The organism is Pseudomonas sp. KSR10, from assembly GCF_022355455.1.
GTDB classification, from domain to species: domain Bacteria; phylum Pseudomonadota; class Gammaproteobacteria; order Pseudomonadales; family Pseudomonadaceae; genus Stutzerimonas; species Stutzerimonas stutzeri_E.
In genome coordinates this window covers 238,207-260,204 of sequence record NZ_JAKOEN010000015.1, presented here as the reverse complement: position 1 = coordinate 260,204, position 21,998 = coordinate 238,207, and the positions used below count along the sequence as shown (strand labels likewise).

Below are 21,998 nucleotides of genomic sequence, written 5' to 3'. Positions count from 1 at the left end.
GGATCGCCGGCCCGGCATGTCGCCGGACCAGCGCTGGATAGTTGATTGATGAATGGTTCATGCGGGCAGGCACGCCTGTTCCTGGCGTTCACCGTGCGTCGCACAGCAATGCTCGATCACCGCCTGCAGCTCTTCCTGCAGCCCGGCCATCAGCTGCTCGATGGTCGAACGGCGATAGAGGCGTCGGCTGAACACACAGCGCAGGCTCAATCGCCCCTCATAGACCTGGCCAACGATCTCCAGCCATGCATTCAGCGGCGCGCTGGCGGCGTAGGCATCACCGGCGCTTTCCTGCACCGGCGCGAACAGCGCCTGGTCGTCGAAGCCCTGATCGAACTGCCCCAGATAGTTGAAGATGACCTGCGGCTGCGCCCGCTCCGCCAGGCGTCGACGTGTCGACTCGTCACCCAGATAGCGCAGCACGCCGTAGCCGATGCCCCTCTGCGGCAAGGCGCGCAGCTGATCACGGACCGCCGGAATCGCTTCAGCGTAACCGCCCTCGCCCGGTGTCAGGCGCAGCGGGAACAGGCTGGTGAACCAACCCAGGGTGCGGCTGTGATCCAGATCATCGAACAGGTCCTCACGACCATGACCTTCCATGCCGACCAGCACCGAGGCGCTGTCGCTCCAGCGGCACAGTGTGCGGCCCAGAGCGGTCAGCAGCAAATCGTTGATCTGCGTCCGATAGGCCTCCGGGGCGACCTTCAGCAGTCGCTCGGTCTGCTCCGGCGCAAGGCTCCACTGCACCTGCTCGCGATAGGCCACCCGGGCGTGCCCACGCGGGTTGTCGCGAGGCAGATCGACCAATCCGGCCGGCTCGGTCTGTGCCAGCCAGTAAGGCAGTTCCGCCGCCAGGCGGGGATGCCCGGCATAGCCGCGCAAGCCATCGGCCCACGCCTGGTAGCTGCAGCTCGGTGCAGGAAAGCTCGCTGCCTGCCCTTCGCACAGGCGCCGGTAGGTCTGTTTCAGCTCCGCCAGCAGGATGCGCCAGGACACCCCATCCACCCCCAGGTGGTGCGCCACCAGCAGCAGACGTCGGCTACCGTCGTCCATTTCGCTGTAGACCGCCCGAAACAGGCGTCCGTCGGCGATGGACAGGCTGCGCTGGGCCTGATTGGCGATGGCCACCATCGCCGCGGGGTCGGCCGCCGGCCGGACCCACAGCAGCGGATCCTCATCCAGCCGGAGCGCGTCCATGCCTTGCAGACGCTGGCGCCACTGACCGTCCGCGCCCCGCTGGAACGCCAGACGCAAGCTGCCGTGCTCACCGAGGACCGCGCGCAGCGCCGCTTCGAGCTGTTCGCAGTCCAGCGGCTGCCGGCACGCCAGCAGCACCGACTGGTTGAAATGGTCGGCCTCTTGCAGGCCCTGTTCGAACAACCATTGCTGGATCGGCAGCAGGCCGAAGCAGTCGCCATCCTGCGCTGCCGATGCAGTGAATTGTTCGGCCGCGAGGGCGGGCTGTGCGTCGCGCCGTTCCAGCAGCGCGGCGATGGTCTGGTACTGGAGGAGATCACGCAGGCGAATGTCCAGCGCCGGATCGCCACCCTGGCGCACCTGGGACACCACCTGCAAGCTGAGGATCGAATCACCGCCCAGGTCGAAGAAGTTATCGTGAATGCCGACCCGCTCGACCTGCAGCACCTGCGCCCAGATCGCCGCCAGCATCCGCTCGGCGTCGTTGCGCGGCGCGACATAGCCGCTCCCTTCCCAGCTCGGTTCGGGTAGCGCCTTGCGGTCGACTTTGCCGGCCGGAGACAACGGCAGGCACTGCAACGCCAGGATCTGGGCCGGCACCATGTAATCCGGCAGCTGCGTGCGCAGATAGCTGCGCAAGGTGTCGCCATCGACGTCACCGACCACGTAGCCGATCAGCTGCTTGCCGCTCGCACCTTCACGGGCGACCACCACGGCCTCCCGCACCTGCGGATGGGCTTGCAGGCGGGCTTCGATCTCGCCCAGCTCGATACGGAAGCCGCGGATCTTCACCTGATGATCGATACGCCCGACATACTCGACGACCCCGTCTGAGCGACCGCGCACAAGGTCACCGGTGCGGTACATGCGGCCACCCGGCTCGCCGAATGGATCGGCGACGAAACGCTCGGCAGTCAGCGCCGCACGCTGGTGGTAGCCACGCGCCAGGCCACTGCCGCCGATGTACAGCTCGCCAGCCACACCCAACGGCACTGGGCGCAGCGCTTCGTCGAGGATGTACAACCGGCGCGAGCCGACCGCCGTGCCAATGGGGGCATAGGTCGCTTCACAGCGGGTCGTTGCATCAGCCTTCCAGAGCAACGGCGTGACCACGGTCTCGGTCGGCCCGTAGCCGTTGATCAGATGTTCGGCACGCAGGTTGTGACGGGCCAGCTCGAAGGCCGCCTCAGCCACCGCATCGCCGCCGAAGCAGTAGATCCGCATGCTCGGGGCATGCCCGACACGCGCGGCCTGATCGGCCAATTGCTGAAGGTAGACTGGCGGAAACGCGGCGACGGTCACCGCATGCTCGCGCAGTTGCTCCAGGGTCTGGTCCGGTGCCCACAGCGCATCGCCGCGGATCAGCAGGCTACCGCCGTGGCTAAGCGCGGTTAGCCAGCGTTCATGGGCACCGTCGAAGGCGAACGACATGAAGATCAGCTCGCGATCGTTCGGGCCCATCCCGTAGCGCTCGCCGATTGCACGGCAATGCATGGCGATGTCGCCATGGGCCACCGCCACGCCCTTGGGCTGGCCGGTGGAACCGGAGGTGTAGATGAGGTAGGCCAGGTTGCCCGGCTGCAACGATACCTGCGGAAGTTCGGCGTGCTCTCCGGACAACTCGAGCCCGTCCAGCTCCAGGCAAGCGACACCCTCGGGCAGGGGCAAACGGTCGCGCAGACGACTGTCGGTAAGCAACAGGGCGATGCCGGCATCCTGCATCTGGAAGGCCAGGCGCTCGCGTGGGTAGTCGGCATCCAGCGGCACATAGGCGCCGCCGGCCTTGAGCACCGCGAGCAGCGCCAAGGGCAGCTCGACACCGCGCGGCAGGGCCACACCGACACGCACCTCGGGGCCGACCCCAAGCGCCATCAGGCGCCGCGCCAGGCGGTTGGAGCCTTCCTCCAGTGCCTTGCGATCGAGGCGTACGCCTTCACTGATGAGCGCGCACGCTTCCGGTCGCTCGCGGTTATGCCGGGCAATCGCCAGGTGCACCGGCTCGAAGTCCTCAACGGCCTGCGCGTGGCCGTGCAAGCGCGCCTGGGCGTCCAGCTCGGCGACACTCAAGCAAGCCAGATCGGCGATGCGCCGGTCGCCGCCCTCCAGCATCGAGGCAAGGATCTGTTCCAGATTGGCGCGAATACGTAACGCCGCCTCGTCCGTGAAGTGACTGCGCAGGTACTGGTACTCGATTTCCAGGCCATCACCGAGCCGTATCGCCAGGTCCATCGGCACGCTGGTGACATCCTTGGATACCAGCTCGCCGAAGCGCGGGCCTGTGCCGCCGCCTTGCTTGAGCGCCTCGTCGACCGGATAGTTCTCGAACACGATGATGCTGTCGAACAGCGCCTGGCCACTGTGCCCGGCCCAGCGCTGAATGTCGTACAGCGGCGTGTATTCGTACTCGCGGACTTCGACGTTGTATGCCTGCAGCTCGCGCAGCCAGTCGCCGAGTTCGGCCTGCGCCGCCGGCGCCTGGGCCACCGGCAAGGTATTGATGAACAGCCCCAGCAACCCCTCGGCACCGGGCAGATTCGTCGGCCGGCCGGCGACCGTGGCGCCGAAAGCCACTCGGCGCTTGCCGGTGTAGCGCTGTAGAAGCAGTAGCCAGGCCGCCTGCAACAGGGTATTGAGTGTCACCCGCTCGCGGCGGGCGAAGGCACGCAGGCGTTCGGTGGCGGCCGTGTCGTAGCGGCTGTAGGTGACACCATGGCCGCTGCCCTCCGCCGGACGCGGCAAGCAATCTGCCAGCAGTGTTGGCTCATCCAGCCCGGCCAGTTGCTCACGCCAGAAGGCCTCGGCGGCGACCGCATCCTGGCGCTGTAGCCAGGCGATGTAATCGGCGTAGCGGGCGATCGGCGACGGCAAGGACTCGCCGGCATAGACCTGCAGCACCTCCTTGATCAGCTGCGCTCCGCTCCAACCGTCCGTCAGCAGGTGGTGCATGGTCCAGATCAGTTGCCAGCGGCCATCGCCCAACGCCAGCAGGCTCATGCGCTGCAAAGGTGGCCGGGCGAGATCGAAGCCTTCGGCACGGTCGCGTTCGGCGAAGGCGACGACGTCCGTCTCTTCCTCGATCACCCGTATTTCGGCCGGCACCTGGCGGTGTACCACCTGCAGCGGCTGGCGCAAACCGCCCTGCCAGAGGAAACCGCTGCGCAGCGTTTCGTGGCGGGCCACTACCTGAGCCCAAGCGGCTTGCAGACGCGACGGGTCGAGATGCTCCACCGCCACGCTGATCTGGTTCACGTAGAGCCCTGAGCCCGGGTTGTCGAGGGCATGGAACAGCATGCCTTGCTGCATCGGCGACAGCGGATAGAGGTCCTCGATCTGCACCGCTGGCAAGTCGAGCGCATCGAGCTGCGCCTGATCGATGCCGGCCAGCGGGAAGTCCGACGGCGTCACCCCGCCCGCCTCGCCTTCGAGGCAATGCGCGATCAATGCGCGCAGCTCGTCAAGATAGCGGCCGGCCAATTGCTCGATTGTCGCGACCTCGAACATCTCGCGGCTGAAGGTGAAGCGCAGGCCCAGGCGGGCATCGAGTACCTGCCCATCGATGCTCAGCCAGTTACCCAGCGGTGCCTCGCCATCGCGGTTCGGCCCTGCACTTTCGTTGGCCGGCCGCAGCAGTGCATCGTCGGAGAAGCTGGCATCGAACTGGCCGAGGTAGTTGAAGGTCACGCGCGGCTCGTGCAGATCATCCAGGCCCTCGCCGAAATGACGCAGCAAACCGTAGCCGAGACCACGCCGCGGAACCGCGCGCAGCTGTTCCTTGACGGACTTGATCGCCGCGGCTGGCTCGCCACCGGCATGCAAACGCACCGGATAGAGGCTTGTGAACCAACCCACCGTGCGGCTCAGGTCGATGTCCTCGGACAGGGTTTCTCGGCCGTGTCCTTCCAGCATCAGCGAGGCGCTGTCGGCGCCGGTCCAGGCGCACAACGTGCGGGCAAGAGCCGTGAGCAGCAGATCGTTGACCTGGGTGCGGTAGGCCGCCGGGGCCTGTTGCAGCAATGCGCGGGTGTTGGCTTCGTCCAGTTCCAGACGCAGCGTATACGCCTCCCGCTCGACCAGGCGGACGTCAGTGCGGGCATTGGGCAGCGTCGCGGCGGGGCCCTCCAGTTGAGCACGCCAGTAGGCTCGTTCCGCCGCCATTTCCTCGCTGCCGCCCCATTCACCCAGGTGCTGCGCCCAGCGCTTGAACGAACTGCTGCGCGGTGCCAAGGGCTGGTTCCGGTAGAGCGCCTGCAGATCTTCCAGCAGGATGCGCCAGGACACGCCATCGACCACCAGATGATGGATCGCCAGCAACAGCCGTTGGCTGCCGTCGGCCATGGTCACCAGCAAGACGCGCAGCAACGGGCCACGCGCCAGGTCGAGGCTGGTCTGAGCGGCGTGACAGTGGCTTTGCAGCTCGCTGGCGTCCGCCGCCTCACGCAGCCAGAGCAGGTCGGGATCCGGCTGCTCGGCATGCCCGGCGTGAAGGCCGTCGGCGGCGAAACGCAGACGTAGGGCGTCGTGATGAGCGACCAATGCCGTCAAAGCTTCGGCCAACCGCCGAGGATCGAGCGCTTCCCGGGGCTCCAGCAACAGCGCCTGGTTCCAATGAGCACGGCGCGGCATGGGCGTGGCGAGGAATGCCCGTTGGATCGGCAGCAACGGCGTTTCACCCTGCTCCGGCCCCTGCACGTCTTGCACCGCGGCGTCCCGCACGACCGCCGCCAGAGTGCGCAGGGTCTGATGTTGGAACATGTCCTTGGGGCTGAGCTGCAATCCCGCCTGGCGGGCGCGGCTGACTACCTGGATGGAGACGATGGAGTCACCGCCCAGCTCGAAGAAGTTGTCTTCGCGGCCGACGCGCTGCACACCCAGCACGCCCTGCCAGATATCCGCCAGCAATACTTCGCGCGCCGTCACCGGGGCCTGGTAATCGGCCTGCGGCTGGCTGAGGTCGGGTTCTGGCAGCGCCTTGCGGTCCAGCTTGCCGTTCGGCGATAGCGGCATGGCCTCAAGCACCAGAATCCGCGCCGGCACCATGTAGTCCGGCATTTGCTCGGCCAGGGCCTGGCGCAACAGGTCGCCGTCACAGCTCGCCACGGCGTAGCCCACCAGCTGCTTGCCCTGCGACGTGTCACGCGCGACCACCACCGCTTCTTCCACCTGCGGATGAGACTGCAGCCGTGCCTCGATCTCGCCCAACTCGATACGCAGGCCGCGGATCTTCACCTGATGGTCGATGCGGCCGACGTACTCGATGGCCCCGTCCTCGCGCCAGCGCGCCAGGTCACCGGTGCGATAGAGGCGCCCGCCTTCGCCGAACGGATCGGCGACGAAGCGCTCGGCGGTCAGCCCCGGCCGGGCGTGATAGCCCCGCGCCAAGCCCACGCCACCGATATACAACTCACCGGCCACGCCTTGCGGTACCGGCTCCAACCAGGCGTCGAGGATGTACAGGCGCAGGTTGTCGATGGGCCGACCGATCGGCACGATGTGCCGCTCGTTTTCCTCCTCGCAAGCCCAGTAGCTGACGTCGATAGCCGCCTCGGTGGGGCCGTAGAGGTTGTGCAGTTTGGCAGCGAGGCGCTGGCGGAACTGCTGTTGCAGTTCGTAGGGCAATGCCTCGCCGCTGCACATCACCTGCCTGAGCGACGAGCACTGTTCCAGCTCACCGGAGGCTACGAAGGCCTGCAGCATCGACGGCACGAAGTGCAGCACGCTGACGTCGCCCTCGTTGATCACCTGACGCAAGGCCAGCGGATCGCGGTGCGCGCCTGGCTCGGCCACCACCAGCGCCGCGCCGGTCGTAAGCGGCCAAAAGAATTCCCAGACCGAGACGTCGAAGCTGAACGGGGTCTTTTGCAGCACCCGGTCGTTTTCAGTCAGGCGGTATTGCTTCTGCATCCAGTGCAGACGGTTGATCAAGGCCTGGTGGCTGTTGCCGGCGCCCTTCGGCTTGCCGGTGGAGCCGGAGGTGTAGATCAGGTAGGCCAGGTTCTGCGGTGTGCCGAGAGTCGGCAGATCGCCGCCATCCAGCGCTTCCACCTGCGGCCAGTCGCAGTCGAGGCAGAACAGTCGAGCACTCGACTCAGGCAACGCCTCGCACAGGTGCGCCTGGGTCAGCAGCAGTGTCACGCCGCTGTCGGCGAGCATGTGCTCCAGGCGTTCGCGGGGGTAATCCGGGTCCATCGGCACGTAGGCGCCACCGGCCTTAATGATGGCCAAGAGCGCCACCACCAGCTCGACGGAACGCTCGGCGGCCACACCTACCAGTACATCCGGCCCCACACCCTGCCCGCGTAGCCAGCGTGCCAGGCGGTTGGCACGGCTGTGCAGCTCGCGGTAGCTCAGGCGCTGTGCGCCGAATTGCAAGGCCAGGGCATCCGGGCTACGCGAGGCCTGTTGTTCCAGTAGCGTTTGCAATTGAACGGCATCAGGGAACGCCGCCTCGGTGGCATTCCAGCCGTGCAGCAGTTGCTCGCGCTCGGTCTCTGACAGCATCGGCAACTGCCCCACCGGCTGCCGCGGATCGGCCACCAACGCTTGCAGCAGGTTGAGAAAGTGTCCGCAGAGACGCTCGATGGTCGACGCATCGAACAGGTCGGTGGCGTACACGAATTGACCGCGCACCTGCCCGTCACGGCCCTCCTCGGTCTGCAACATCAGGTCGAATTTGGCGATGCCGACGTCCAGCGTCAGGCTCTCCAGCGTCAGCCGACCGCCCTCGCCGCCGGGCAGTTCGCGCAACGCGTCGCGGGCGCTCGGCAGATGGTTGCAGGCCACCTGAAACAGCGGGTTGTGGCTCAGGCTACGTTCTGGTTGTAGCACGTCCACCAGCCGCTCGAAGGGCAGCTCCTGATGCGCCTGGGCATCCAGCACGGCCTGGCGCACCTCGCCGAGCAACTGGGCGAACGAGGCGTGCTCGTCGATTTCGCTGCACAACACTTGGGTATTGACGAAGAAGCCCACCAACCGCTCGCACTCGGCGCGGCCCCGGTTGGCCACCGGCACGCCGACGCGCAACTCGCGCTGGCCACTGTAGCGCATCAGCAGCACTTCGAACGCCGCCAGCAGCACCATGAACAGGCTCGCCCCCTGACCGCGTGCCAGGCTGCGCAGGCCGATCACCAGCGGCAGCGGTAGCTCGAAGTTCTGCGCGGCGCCCCGGTAGCTTTGCACTGGCGGACGCGGGCGATCGCTGGATAGGGTCAACACCAGCGCCGGATCGCCGATGCGCCGGGTCCAGTAGTCGAGCTGGCGTTGCTCCTCGCCAGCCGCCATCCACAAGCGTTGCCAGCGGGCATGGTCGGCGTATTGGATCGGCAGCGGAGCGAGATCGGCCTCCCGACCTTCGGCGAAGGCGCTGTAGAGTTTGGCGAACTCGTCGATCAGCACGCCCATGGACCAACCATCGGAGACAATGTGATGCAGGGTCAGCAGGAGGATTTGATGATCGGCGTCCAGACGCAGCAGGTCGAGCCGTAGCAGCGGGCCTTCGGCGAGGTCGAACGGGCGCCGGGCGGATTGCTCCAGGTGCTCACCGGCGCTGGCTTCACGCTGAGTCTGAGGCAGCGCCGACAGATCCTTCTCGACCAGCGCCAACGGCAGCGAGGGCAGGATCACCTGGAGCGGCTCACCGCCCTCGTCGCGAAACAGCGTGCGCAGGCTCTCATGCCGTACCACCAGCGCCTCGAAGGCGCGACGCAGGGCGGAACGGTCCAATACGCCGCGCAGGCGAACCGCCGCTGGGATGTTATAGGCGGCGCTGTCCGGCTCCATCTGCCAGAGGAACCACAGGCGGCTCTGCGCCGGCGACAACGGCGCGCGTTCGCAGGGCTGGCGGCCGATGGGCAAGCGCTCCAGGCTCACCCCCTTTTCCCGCAACTGACGCAGGAAGGTCAGCTGTCGTTCTTCCGGGAGCGCGCCCAGGCGCTCGGCAATCACGCGCAGTTGTTCGGTTTGCGCATCTAGCATCGTCATCAGAAGTTCTCCAGCTCGCCCAGCAACTCATCCATCAGGTCCAGTTCGGCGTTCTCCGGCGGCGCGCTGTCCTGTTGCGCCTGCAGGTGGGCGGCCAGCGCCTGGATGGAATTCAATTCGAACAGGCGGTGCAACGGCAGCGTGACGCCCAGGCGGTTGCGCAGCGTCATGCCGACCTGGGTCAGCAGCAACGAATGCCCACCGAGCGCGAAGAAGTCGTCGGTGATGCCGACCCGCTCGACCTGCAGCACCTGCGCCCAGATCGCCGCCAGCTCACGCTCCAGATCGTTGCGTGGGGCGACGTATCCCGCTGCCGTGGAGCCGAACTCCGGTTCCGGCAGCGCCTTGCGGTCCAGCTTGCCGTTGGGCGACAGCGGCATGGCCTCCAGCACCAGAATGCGCGTCGGCACCATGTAGTCCGGCAACTGCTCGGCCAGTGCCTGGCGCAGCAGGTCGCCGTCGCAGCTCGCCACGGCGTAGCCCACCAGTTGCTTGCCCTGCGGCGTGTCACGCGCCACCACCACCGCTTCGTCCACCTGCGGATGGGCCTGCAAGCGGGCCTCGATCTCGCCCAGTTCGATGCGCAGCCCGCGGATCTTCACCTGATGGTCGATGCGGCCGACGTACTCGATGGCGCCGTCCTCGCGCCAGCGCGCCAGGTCGCCGCTGCGATAGAGCCGCCCGCCTTCGCTGAATGGATCGGCGACGAAGCGCTCGGCGGTCAGCCCCGGCCGGGCGTGATAACCCCGCGCCAAGCCCACGCCGCCGATGTACAGCTCACCGGCTACACCTGGCGTCACTGGCTCCAGCCAGGCGTCGAGGATGTACAGCTTGAGGTTGTCGATGGGCCGGCCAATCGGAACGATGTGCCGCGGGTTTTCCTCCTCGCAAGCCCAGTAGCTGACGTCGATGGCCGCCTCGGTCGGGCCGTAGAGGTTGTGCAGCTTGGCCGGATGACGCTGGCGGAATTGCTGTTGCAGCTCGTAGGGCAACGCCTCGCCGCTGCACATCACCTGCTTGAGCGACGAGCACTGCTCCAGCTCGCCGGAGGCGACGAAGGCCTGCAGCATCGACGGTACGAAGTGCAGCACGCTGACCTCGCCCGCGTTGATCACCTGGCGCAGCGCCAAGGGATCGCGATGCGCTCCAGGCTCGGCCACCACCAGCGCCGCACCGGTCAGCAACGGCCAGAAGAACTCCCAGACCGAGACGTCGAAGCTGAACGGGGTCTTTTGCAGCACCCGGTCGTTTTTAGTCAGGCGGTATTGCTTCTGCATCCAGTGCAGGCGGTTGATCAGCGCCGCGTGGCTGTTGCCGGCGCCTTTTGGCTTGCCGGTCGAACCCGAGGTGTAGATCAGGTAGGCCAGGTTTTGCGGCGTGCCGAGGGTTGGCAGGTCGCTGTCGTCCAGTGCCGCTACGTCCGACCAATCGCTATCCAGGCAAAACAGCCGGGCGTTCGAGGCCGGCAGCGTGTCGCGCAGATGTGCCTGGGTCAGCAGCAGCGTCACGCCGCTATCGGCCAGCATGTGTTCCAGGCGTTCGCGCGGGTAATCCGGGTCCATCGGCACGTAGGCGCCACCGGCCTTAATGATGGCCAAGAGCGCCACCACCAGCTCGACGGAACGCTCGGCGGCCACACCTACCAGTACATCCGGCCCCACACCCTGCCCGCGTAGCCAGCGTGCCAGGCGGTTGGCACGGCTGTGCAGCTCGCGGTAGCTCAGGCGCTGTGCGCCGAATTGCAGCGCCAGGGCATCCGGCTGGCGCGCGGCCTGTTGTTCCAGTAGCGTTTGCAATTGAACGGCATCAGGGAACGCCGCTTCGGTGGCATTCCAGCCCTGCAGCAGTTGCTCGCGCTCGGTCTCTGCCAGCATCGGCAACTCGGCCAGACGGCGGCCAGCGTCCTCTGCCAGAGCCAGCAGCAAGCGCTCGAAGTGCTCGCGCACGCGCTCCACCTGGCTCGCCGCCAGGCGGTCTGCCCGGTAGGCGTAGCGCACATCCAGACACTCGCCGGCGCTGGCCACCAGGGCCAGAGCGAAGTGAGTGCTTTCCAGCGGTTTCTGACTCAGGACTTTCAGGCCATCACCGCCGCCCGCCAGGACGGCATCCATGGGGAAGTTCTCGAATACCAGGATGCTGTCGAACAACGCCTGCCCCGGCTTGCCAGCCCAGCGCTGGATATCGTGCAGCGGGCTATGCTCGAACTCGCGGGCATCCAGGTTCAACGCTTGTAGATCGCGTAGCCAGTCGCCAACACCCTGCTCCGGCTCGACCGGATGGACGATGGGCAAGGTGTTGATGAACAGCCCGAGCAGGCTTTCCGCCGTCGGCAATCCGGCCGGGCGGCCAGCGACGGTGGCGCCGAAACAGGGTCGCGCCTGCCCCGTGTAGCGCTGCAAAAGCAACAGCCAGGCCCCCTGTAGCAGTGTATTGAGGGTCACTCGCTGGGCCTGGGCGAACTGTTGCAGGCGACGTGTCGCGCTGGCATCCAAGCGGCTGTTCACCTCCCGCGCGGGCTCGTCGGCTGCCTGACTCAACGCGCCGGCCAACAGGGTCGGCTCCTCGAAGTCGGCCAGCCGCTCGCGCCAGAAGCGCTCGCCGGCATCGGCGTTCTGAATCTGCAACCATGCGATGTAATCGCGGTACTGCCCAATCTGCGCCGGCAACGACTCGCCGCGGTAAAGCGCGAGTACTTCGCCGATCTGCCGAGCGCTGCTCCAGCCGTCGGCGATCAGATGATGGCAGGTCCAGATCAGGTGATAGCGGTGCTCGCCCAGCCGCACCAGAGTCACACGCTGCAGCGGCGGCGCGGCCAGGTCGAACCCTTCCTCTCGCTCGGCATCGGCCAAGGCATCCGCTGCCGCCGGATCGAAGCCGCGCTCGCGCCAGTCATGCTCGCGTACCGGCAACTCGGCCTGGCGCAGCACGAACTGCAAGGGTGCGCCGCCCTCGGTTACCAGGAAACCGGTGCGCAATGCGGCATGACGGGCAATCACTTGTCGCCAAGCAGCGATAAAGCACGACGCATCGAGCCCGTCCAGATCGACCCGCAGCTGGTTGATGTAAAGGCCCGAGCCCGGCACATCGAGGGCATGGAACAGCAGCCCTTGCTGCATCGGCGACAGCGGATAGAGGTCATCCAGATTGGTTACGGGCAGCGCGAGGCTGTCCAGCGCGGCCTGGTCCAGCCCTGCCAATGGCACGTCGCTTGGTGAAAGACGCGGCTCGGCCTCCTTCACGTGGGCCAACAGCCCGAGCAGCGACTGCTCCAGGCCCTGAACAAGCGCGTCGATGGCCTCGCCAGCGAACATGGCGCGGCTGTAGGTCAGTTCCAGTTTCAGACGACCGCCGAGTACGCGGCCGTTGATCACCAGCCAGTTGCCCAGGGGTGCAATGTCCGACTGGCTGCGGCCGGCGGACTCGCTGGCGGGATGGAATGTCGCCTCCGCGCCGAACTGCTGATCGAACTGGCCGAGGTAGTTGAAGGTGACACGGGGCTGGCCAGCGCTTTTCAAAACGTCGGCATGGTCACTCAGGTAGCGCAGCACGCCATAGCCGATACCGGCGCGCGGCACCGCCCGCAGCGCTTCCTTCACCGCACGCAACGCCGTACCGGGCTCGCCGGTCGGACGCAGGCGCAACGGGTAAAGGCTGGTGAACCAGCCGACCGCGCGCGACAGTTCCAGCGGCTCGCCCTCGTCGAAGGCATCGCGGCCGTGACCTTCCACTTCGAGCAGCGCCTCGTCCGCGCCGGTCCAGTCGCACAGCGCGCGGCCTAAGGCCGTTAGCAACAGGTCATTGATCCGCAGGCGTTGATTAGCCAGGGCCGGGCCAAGCAGCTCGGCAGTAGAGGCTACGTCCAGCTGTACGTGCCGCTGCTCCGCTTCGCGCCAAGTCGTCGGCGCATCGGGCACTGCTTGCGGGAAGCACGGAGCATCCGCCAGTTGCGCCTGCCAGTATGGCAACTCGGCGGCCAACGCCGGGCTCGCCGCCAGCGCCTGCTGGCGGACAGCCCAGACGGCATGGCTGTCACCCTCGATCGCCAACACGATGGGTTGGTCGGAACGGGCGGCTCGATAGACGCTGTGCAGGTCTTCCAGTAGCACCCGCCAGGACACCCCATCCACTGCGAGGTGGTGAATCGCCAGCAGCAGCCGTTCGCCGCCCTGCTCCAGCCTGACGTGCATGGCGCGCAGCAGCGGACCCTGGCGCAGATCGAGGCTACGCTGGGCCTCGTCGCACAAGCGTTCGAGCGTCTGCTGGTCGGCAGCACGACGGCGCCAGAGCAAGGTCAAGTCGAGCGCGCCGAGCTCGGCGATGCGCAGGCGCGGGCTATCGCCGTCCTGGCGCAGACGCAGCGACGGATGGCGCTCCAGCAGGGCATGCAGGGCCCGAGTCAGCACGTCGAGATCGAGCTTTTCCCGTGGCTCCAGCAGCACCGCCTGGTTCCAGTGGTTACGCAGTGCCGCCGGCACACGCTCGAAGAAACGTGCCTGCACCGGTGCCAGCGGCGCTTCGCTGTTGGCGGGCGCGACGACCGTCGTCGGAACGGCCGTCGGCACGGCGCGGACCTCCAGCCATTGCGCCAGCTGGCGTACGGTCTGCCGTTCGAAAAGCTGCTTGGGGCTGAGCTTGAAGCCCAGTTTGCGGATGCGCGCGATGATCTGCAGGCTGAGAATCGAGTCGCCGCCCAATTCGAAGAAGTTATCCTCGGCGCCCACTCGCTCGACCTTGAGCACGGCCTGCCAGATCGCCGCCAGCTGGCTTTCCAGCTCGTTCAGCGGTTGCTCGTCGTGCACGGTCGCAGCGCCCGGACGCGGCAGCGCCTGGCGGTCGACCTTGCCATTGGCGGTCAGCGGCAGCGCCGGCAGCAGCATCAGGTGCGCTGGCAGCAAGTATTCCGGTACCTCGGCGGCCAAGGCCTGGCGCAGCGTCTCGGCGTCACCGTCGGCCACGCACCAGGCCAGCAGGCGCAGCGGGCCGTCGCCCTCACGTTCGGCCAACACCTGCGCATCACGAACGCCCGGCAAGCGCTTGAGGACCTGGGCCAGCTCCGCAGGCTCGACCCGGTATCCGCGGATCTTCACTTGCTCGTCGAGACGGCCCAGAAATTCGATTTCGCCGTCGGCGCGCAGCCGGACGCGGTCACCGCTGCGGTAGTGGCGTTCGCCGTCCAGCTCGACGAAGCGCTCAGTCGTCAGCTCCGGCTGGCCGAGATAACCCTCGGCCAGCCCGGCACCGGCAATCAGCAGTTCACCAGGGACGCCCAGCGGGAGGCTGGCGAGCTGGGAATCGACGACTCGCACGTGGACATTCGGCAGCGGCCTACCGATGGTCAGGCTGCCGTCCGGTAGTGCATCACCTGCACGCCATTCATGCGTCAGCACACCGACCGTGGTTTCGCTCGGGCCATAGTGGTTGACCACCCGCAGCGCCGGCGTCAGCTCGCGCAGACGGGCCAACAGCGGCCCGCTGGTGGCCTCGCCACCGACCACCAGCAGGCGACGCGGCAGCACGCTGGCCGGTTGCGGCGCAGCAGCCAGCAGGCCGGCGAGATGGCTCGGGACAACCTTCAGCACATCCACGGCGCGCCCTTGCATGAATGCCGCGAAACGCTCGGCATCCCCCACCTCATCAGCGCTCGCCAGGCACAGCCGCCCACCGCTGCACAGGGCACCGAACAGGCTGGTATGGCCGAGATCGGCCGCTACCGAAGACACCATCGCCCAGCCTTCACCGGGCTGGCCATCCAGGCGCGTCAGTACACCCTGGACGTAGTTGGCCAGGGCCGCATGGCTGACCACCACGCCCTTGGGCTGGCCGCTGGAGCCGGAAGTGAAGATGACGTAGGCCGGGCTGGCCGGGTCGATGACAAGGGACGGCGCCTGGGCCGGGAAGTTCTGTGGACCATCGGCATCCACCTGCAGCGCGGCATCACCGAAGATCGCGGCGATTTCGGCATTTCCCACCAGCACGCGCCGCGCCCCGCTCTCGACCAGCAGCCCCTGCAGGCGAGCGGCCGGCAGCGCCGGGTCCAGCGGTACGTAGGCGGCGCCGCTCTTGAGGACACCCAACAGCATCAACACCCAGCGCGCGCCTCGTGCCTCACACAACGCGACCCGCTCGCCAGGGCCGAGCCCCTCGGCTCGCAGCGCATGGGCCAGGCGGTTGGCAGCGGCGTCCAATTCGGCATAGCTGTAGCGACCATCCCAGGCCTCGACCGCGGCCTCGTCCGGGCGCGCATCGCGCTGGCGAGCAAACAGTCGTAGAACGTCGGCGGCTGGCCATGGGCGACGCTCTCCGGCCAGTTCCGAACGTGCCTCGGCCGGTGCCGGGGCCAGCCGTGCGAGCGGTTCGAACGGCCGGGCACAGAGCTGCTCGAGCTGCCAGACGAAGACGGCGGCGATGCGTGCCACGGTACTGGCGTCGAACAGATCCCGGGCAAACACGAAGCTACCGCGCAGACGGCCGTCATCACTGGCTTCGGCCATGTCCAGGGCCAGATCGAAGCGCGCGCCGTACTGCTCCTCACTAAACAGTTCCAGACGCAGCGGGCCGGCAGCAGGGAGCGCACTGACATCGAAACCGAAGTTGAACTTGACCTGCGCCAGCGGGTTCCAGGCCAGGCTGCGCTCGGGTTGCAGGGCCTCGACCAGTTGTTCGAACGGCAGGTCCTGGTGCGCCTGGGCACCGAGGGCCAGGGGTTTGAGGCTAGCCAGCAGATCGGCGAAGGATGCCTGCGGGTCGATCCGGCAGGGGAAAACCTGCGTGTTGACGAAGAAACCGATCAGCCCTTCGGTTTCCAGTTGCTGGCGATTGGCGACCGGCACGGCGACGCGCAGGTCGTCCTGCCCGCTCCAGCTGCGCAGCAGCACGCCATAGGCGCTCAGCAAGAGCATGAACAGGGTGACATCCTGGCTTCGCGCCAGGGCCTTGAGGCGCTCGCTGAGCTCGGCATCTAGTTCGAAGCCGAGACTGCCACCCCGGTAGCTCTGCTGGGCCGGACGCTGGCGATCAGTAGCCAGGGCGAGTATCGGGTTGTCGCGGCCGAGTTGCTCCACCCACCAGGCCAGTTGGCGCTCGCCTTCTCCGTCTGCGAGCAGGGTCCGCTGCCACTGTGCGTAGTCGGCGTACTGCACCGGCAGCACCGGCAACTGTGCTTCGATGCCATCGAGGGCAGCACGGTAGAGCGCCGCGAACTCATCCATCAGCACGCGGATCGACCAGCCGTCGGAGACGATGTGGTGCAGGGTCAACAGCAGCACATGTTCCTCGTCGGCCAGGCGCAGCAACGTCAGGCGCAGCAGCGGACCGTCACGCAGGTCGAACGGGCGTGCGGCCTCCTCCTCTGCCAGACGGCGTGTCTGAACTTCTGCGTCTGGCTGGGTCGACAGGTCCAGGCGCGCCAGGGGCAGCTCCACATGGGGATGGATGATCTGGCACGGCTCGCCGTCGCGCTCGTCGAAGGTAGTGCGCAGGGTTTCATGGCGCGCCACCAGCGCAGCGAAGGTCTGCCGCAATGCAGCTTCATCCAGCGCGCCACGCAGGCGCAGTGCACCCGGCACGTTGTAGGCCGCACTTTGCGGCTCCATCTGCCAGAAGAACCACAGGCGGCTCTGCGCTGGCGACAGCGGCAAGGCGCCGTCGCGCGGCAGCGCACGCAGCGGCGGCCGACCTGCGCCGCTACCGAGCGCAGCGACACGGGTGGCGAAGGCATCCAGCCGTGACGCCTCGAAAATCACCTGCAGCGGGCAATCCAGTTTGAGGTCACGACGAATCCGCGACACCAACCGGGTGGCCAACAGCGAATGGCCGCCAAGTTCGAAGAAGTCGTCCTCGCGGCTGATCCGTGGTACCTCCAACAAACCGGCCCACAATTCGGCGAGCTGATGTTCCAGCCCAGCGCGTGGCGCGACATAGTGGTCGGCTGCTACCTCCGCGACCTCGGGCAGCGCCTTGCGGTCGATCTTGCCGTTGGCGTTCAGCGGCAGGCGCTCCAGGCCGAGGATCTGCGCCGGCACCATGTACTCCGGCAACTGCTCACGCAGCGCCGCCTTCAGCGCATCGATCGGCTGCACCGGCGCCACGTAGGCCACCAGCCGGCGGCCGCCCGCGCCTTCGCGGCAGACCACCGCCGCCTCGCGTACGCCGTCCAGCGCGCGCAGGCGCGCTTCGATCTCGCCCGGCTCGATACGAAAGCCACGAATCTTCACCTGCTGGTCTACCCGGCCGAGGTAGTCCATCACCCCGTCTTCACGCCAACGCACTCGATCGCCGGTGCGATAGAGACGGCCTCCAGCCGTGCCGAACGGATAGGCGACGAAGCGCTCGGCAGTCATCCCTGGGCGCCGGTGGTAACCGCGCGCCAGCATCTCACCGCCGATGTACAGCTCGCCGGCCACGCCGCGCGGCAGCGGCTGCATGTGTTCGTCGAGCACGTACAGCGCACGGGCACCGACTGCCTCGCCGATGGGTGCATAGGCTGCACCGCAGCGCGCGGTGGCATCGGCTTTCCACAGCAACGGCGTCACCACCGTTTCGGTCGGCCCGTAGCCGTTGATCAGGTGCTCGGCCTTAAGGCTGCGTCGTGCAAGCTCGAAAGCCGCTTCGGGCACTGCATCACCACCGAAGCAGAAGATGCGCATGCTCGGCGCATGGCCGAGGCGCGCCGCCTGCTCGGCCAGTTGCTGCAGATAGGCCGGTGGCAAGGCGGTGACCGTGACCTGATGGCGCTTTAGGCGTTCCAGGGTTTCTTCCGGCGTCCATAGCGCCTCGCCGCGCACCAGCAAGCTGGCGCCATGGGACAACGCAGTGAGCCAGCGCTCGTGAGCACCATCGAAGGCGAAGGACATGAAGATCAGCTCGCGGTCGGCCGGGCTCATGGCATAGCGCTGACCGATGGCACGGCAGTGCGCGGCGATCTCGCCATGGGCTACCGCCACGCCCTTGGGCTGGCCGGTAGAGCCGGAGGTATAGATCAGGTACGCCAGATTGGCCGGATGGATCCGCGACGGCGGGCACTCGGCTGGCCAGCCGGCGTAGTCGAAGCGGTCGAGATCCAGGCGCTGCACGTTCTCTGTCGAGCGTAAACGCTCGGCCAGCGAGGCGTGGCTGATCAGCCAGCCGATGCCGGCGTCCTGCATCAGCCAGCTCAGGCGCTCGTGCGGGTAGTCCAGATCCAGTGGCACGTAGGCGCCGCCCGCCTTCATCACGGCCAGCAGTGCGAGCGGGATATCGAGCCCGCGCGGCAGGGCTACGCCGACTCGCGATTCCGGGCCGACACCGGCCGCCACTAGCGCCTGGGCGAGGCGGTTGGCGCGCGCGTCCAGCTCGGCGAAACTCAGCTCGCATTCATCATCCAGCACCGCCACTGCCTGAGGACGCTCGGCAGCCTGGGTGGCGATGCGCGCGGCCAGGGGTTCGAAGGTGGCGTCCTGGACCGGCGCATCGGCGCGCCACAGCGCGGCATCGAGCCAGGCGCTGGCCTCCAGCGGCGACTCGGCTGGTTGGGTCGGCAAAACGCGCAGCAGCGCGAGGAACTGCTCGGCCATGCGCGCCATGCCCTCGGCGGCATACCGCTCGGCGGCGTAACAGAAGCTCAGCTCGACGCCATCACGACTCTCACGAACGCGCAGGACCAGGTCGAAAGGCGTTTCCAGGTCGATCTGCCGCAGGCTTTCCACGGCCAGGCCTGGCAGACTCGGATCGGTGCGCACCTGGTAGTCATAGGCCACTTGGCACAACGGATGTCGGCCATGACTACGTTCGGGTTGCAAGGCTTCGACCAGTTGCTCGAACGGCAGGCCCTGGTGCGCCTGGGCCTCCAGCAAGCCGTCACGTACCTGGCGCAGCAGCCCGGCCAGGGTCGGGTTGGCCGACAGGTCACAGCGCATCACCAGCAGGTTGACAAAGAAGCCCACCAGCCGCTCGCTGGCAAGCTGGTCGCGGCCGGCCTGGGTGAGCCCGACGCGCAAGTCGTGCTGGCCGGTGAAGCGCTGCAGCAGCAGGTTGAAGGCGGCCAGCAGGAGCATGACCAGGGTGACGCCATGACGCTGGGCAAGGCCGCGCAGGTCGGCAGCGAAGCTGTCATCGAGGCGCTGTTCGACGAAACCGGCGCGGCGCCCCGCCTTGTGGGTACTGGCCAGGGCGTAAGGCAGCTCCAGCGGTGAATGCTCGTCGCCCAGATGCGCACGCCACCAATCCAGCAGACGTGCGCCCTCCCCGGCATCCAGGGCCTGCTGTTGAGCGGCGGCGATGTCGAGGTACTGGACCTCGAGCGCAGGCAGCGTGGCGGAACGGTCTTGCAGGCGCGCCGCATAGCAGGCGGCGAATTCCTCCAGCAGCAGATTCAGCGAGGCCCCGTCCGCGACGATGTGGTGCACGCATAGCAGCAGCGTCTGTCGGCCTTCACCCATGCGTTGCAAACGCAGGCGCAGTAGCGGGCCGCTGGCCAGATCGAAGGGCTCGGCGGCGAAACAGGCCGCATCGGCCTCGGCGGTATCCGGCTGGGCGCTCAGGTCGATCTCGCTGAAGGGCACCGCGCCGGGCTCGGCGAGTCGCAGCTGGACCTCACCGTCGGCGCCTTCGATGAATCGGCTGCGCAGGGTTTCGTGGCGCACGAGCAGATCGGCGAATGCCTGTCGCAACGCGGGGCGATCCAGCTCGCCAAGCAGGGTCAGGCTGCCGGCGATGTGATAGAGCGGGCTGTGCGGCTCCAGCTTCCAGAGGAACCACAGACGGCGCTGGGCCGGTGACAGGGGCAACAGATCCGCCCGCGCCAGGCGCGACACGTTGCGCGGTGCTTCAGCGGATGCCGCGTGGCTGGCCAGGGCCGCGACGAACGCGCCCAGTTCGGGCGCTTCGAACAACAGCCGCATGTCCACGGCGCGACCGTGGCGTTCCCGTAGGCGAGCCAGCAGTTGGGTGGCGCGGATCGAGTCACCGCCGAGCGTGAAGAAGTGGTCGTCGCGAGCGACCTGCGGCACCTGCAGCACCTCGCACCAGAGCGCGGCCATGGCCTGCTCGGCCTCATTCAGCGATGCCAGGATGACAGTCGCCGGATCAGCGACCGACGACTCCCCGGCACGCTGTACGGCATAGGTATCGAGGGTACCGTCAGCCAATTTGTGCCGGCAGGCGGAGCGCTGCAACTTGCCGCTTGAGGTCTTCGGCAATGCGCCCGGCTCCAGCAACGCCACCACCAGCGGCGCTTCCTGGAAGGTTTCCGCCAGGGCGGCGCTGATCGCCTTGATCAGCGTGGCGGCTGGCACCAGCTTGCGCACGCTGCGACCGACCTCGGCGGCGATGCCGATGCCTTCACGACCATTGTGCTCAACGGCGAACGCGGACACGCGACCCTTGCGCACCACGTCCACCTCCTCTTCCACGCAGCGCTCAATATCCTGCGGGTAAAGGTTCTGGCCGCGGACGATGATCAGGTCCTTGAGCCGGCCGGTCACGTACAGCTCATCGTTGTGCAGGAAGCCCAGATCGCCGGTGCGCAGCCAGGTGCGGCCGTCGCGTTCGATGAACACCTGTGCACTGGCCTCGGGGTTGCGCCAGTAGCCCAGCGCCACGCTCGGACCGCTGCTCCAGATTTCACCGACGCCACCCGGCGCCACCGTCTCACCGCTGACCGGGTCGACCAATTGCACGTCGTGGCCCGGTTGCGGACGCCCGCAACTGACCAGGGTGGTGCCCTGGCCGGGACGGCCTTGATTGGCGGCCAGCGCCGTCGGATCCACGGCCATCAGACCGATGCCCTTGCCGCGCTGTCCGCCGGCGACGAACAGGGTCGCTTCGGCGAGGCCGTAGGACGCGTAGAGCGCGTTCGGATCGAACCCCACCGGGGCGAAGGTGCTGGCGAAACGCTCCAGGGTATCGGGGCGGATCGGTTCGGAACCGGAGAACGCCAGCCGCCAGCTGCTCAGGTCGAGGCCGTCCATCGCCGACTCACGGATGCGCTCGCAGCACAGCCGGAAGGCGAAGTCCGGGCCGCCGCTCACCGTGCCGCCATAACGCGAAATCGTCTCCAGCCAGCGCCGCGGACGCTCGAGGAAGTAGCGCGGCGACATCAGTACACAGGGAATACCGCTGTAGATCGGCTGCAGCAGGCCGCCGATCAGGCCCATGTCATGAAACAGCGGCAGCCAGCTGACCATCACGTCATCTGCCCCCATGTCCAGCCCACGGCGGATCAACCGCTCATTGGCCAGCAGGTTGCCATGGCTGACCTGTACGCCCTTGGGCGTCGAGGTCGAGCCGGAGGTGTATTGCAGGAAGGCAATGTGCGTATCGCTCAGTTCCGGCATCCCCCATCCCGACGCAAGGCCGGTGGGCGTCTGGTCGACCGCGAGCGCGAGCGGCTGCGGCGAGGTACCGCCGGTCCGCTGGCAGGCCGGACGCAGGGCGTCGATAAGGCTGGAGTCGGTGAGTACCAGGCTGGGCTCGGCGTCGTCGAGGATCGCCCGCAAACGCGCCAGGTGCTGGGGGCGCACCGATTCCGGCGGATAGGCCGGCACCGCGATGATGCCGGCATAGAGGCAGGCGAAGAAGGCCGCCACGTATTCCGGGCTGCTGTGCAACAGCAACACGGCGCGGTCGCCGGGCTGGCCATGCTGTAGCAACCAGACGGCCAGATCCCGGGCGCGCTCGTCCAGCGCGCGATACGTCAGCGGTTCGTCGACCCCTTCGGCAATGAAGCGCAGGGCGATATCGTGTGGCGTTTCGGCGGCGCGCTGGCACAGCACCTCGAGCAGGTTGGCGGCAGCGTCGTAACGATCATTCATGGCATCACCTTGAAACGCGGCGAGTGTCTGGCACCC

General features: G+C 67.3%; 2 protein-coding genes. Both read right to left on the bottom strand.

All coding sequences use genetic code 11. From position 1 onward, the window contains the following. Positions 1-57: 57 nt before the first annotated feature. Positions 58-9,174 carry a non-ribosomal peptide synthetase gene (locus tag MCB86_RS06885; protein ID WP_239610412.1) on the bottom strand — a complete coding sequence of 3,039 codons (9,117 nt, stop codon included), beginning with the start codon at positions 9,172-9,174 and terminating at the stop codon, positions 58-60. Beyond that, positions 9,174-21,962: a non-ribosomal peptide synthase/polyketide synthase gene (locus MCB86_RS06880; RefSeq protein WP_239610411.1), complete on the bottom strand. Its 12,789-nt coding sequence runs from the start codon at positions 21,960-21,962 to the stop codon at positions 9,174-9,176. Before MCB86_RS06880 ends, MCB86_RS06885 begins: the two co-directional genes overlap by 1 nt. Positions 21,963-21,998 lie beyond the last annotated feature (36 nt).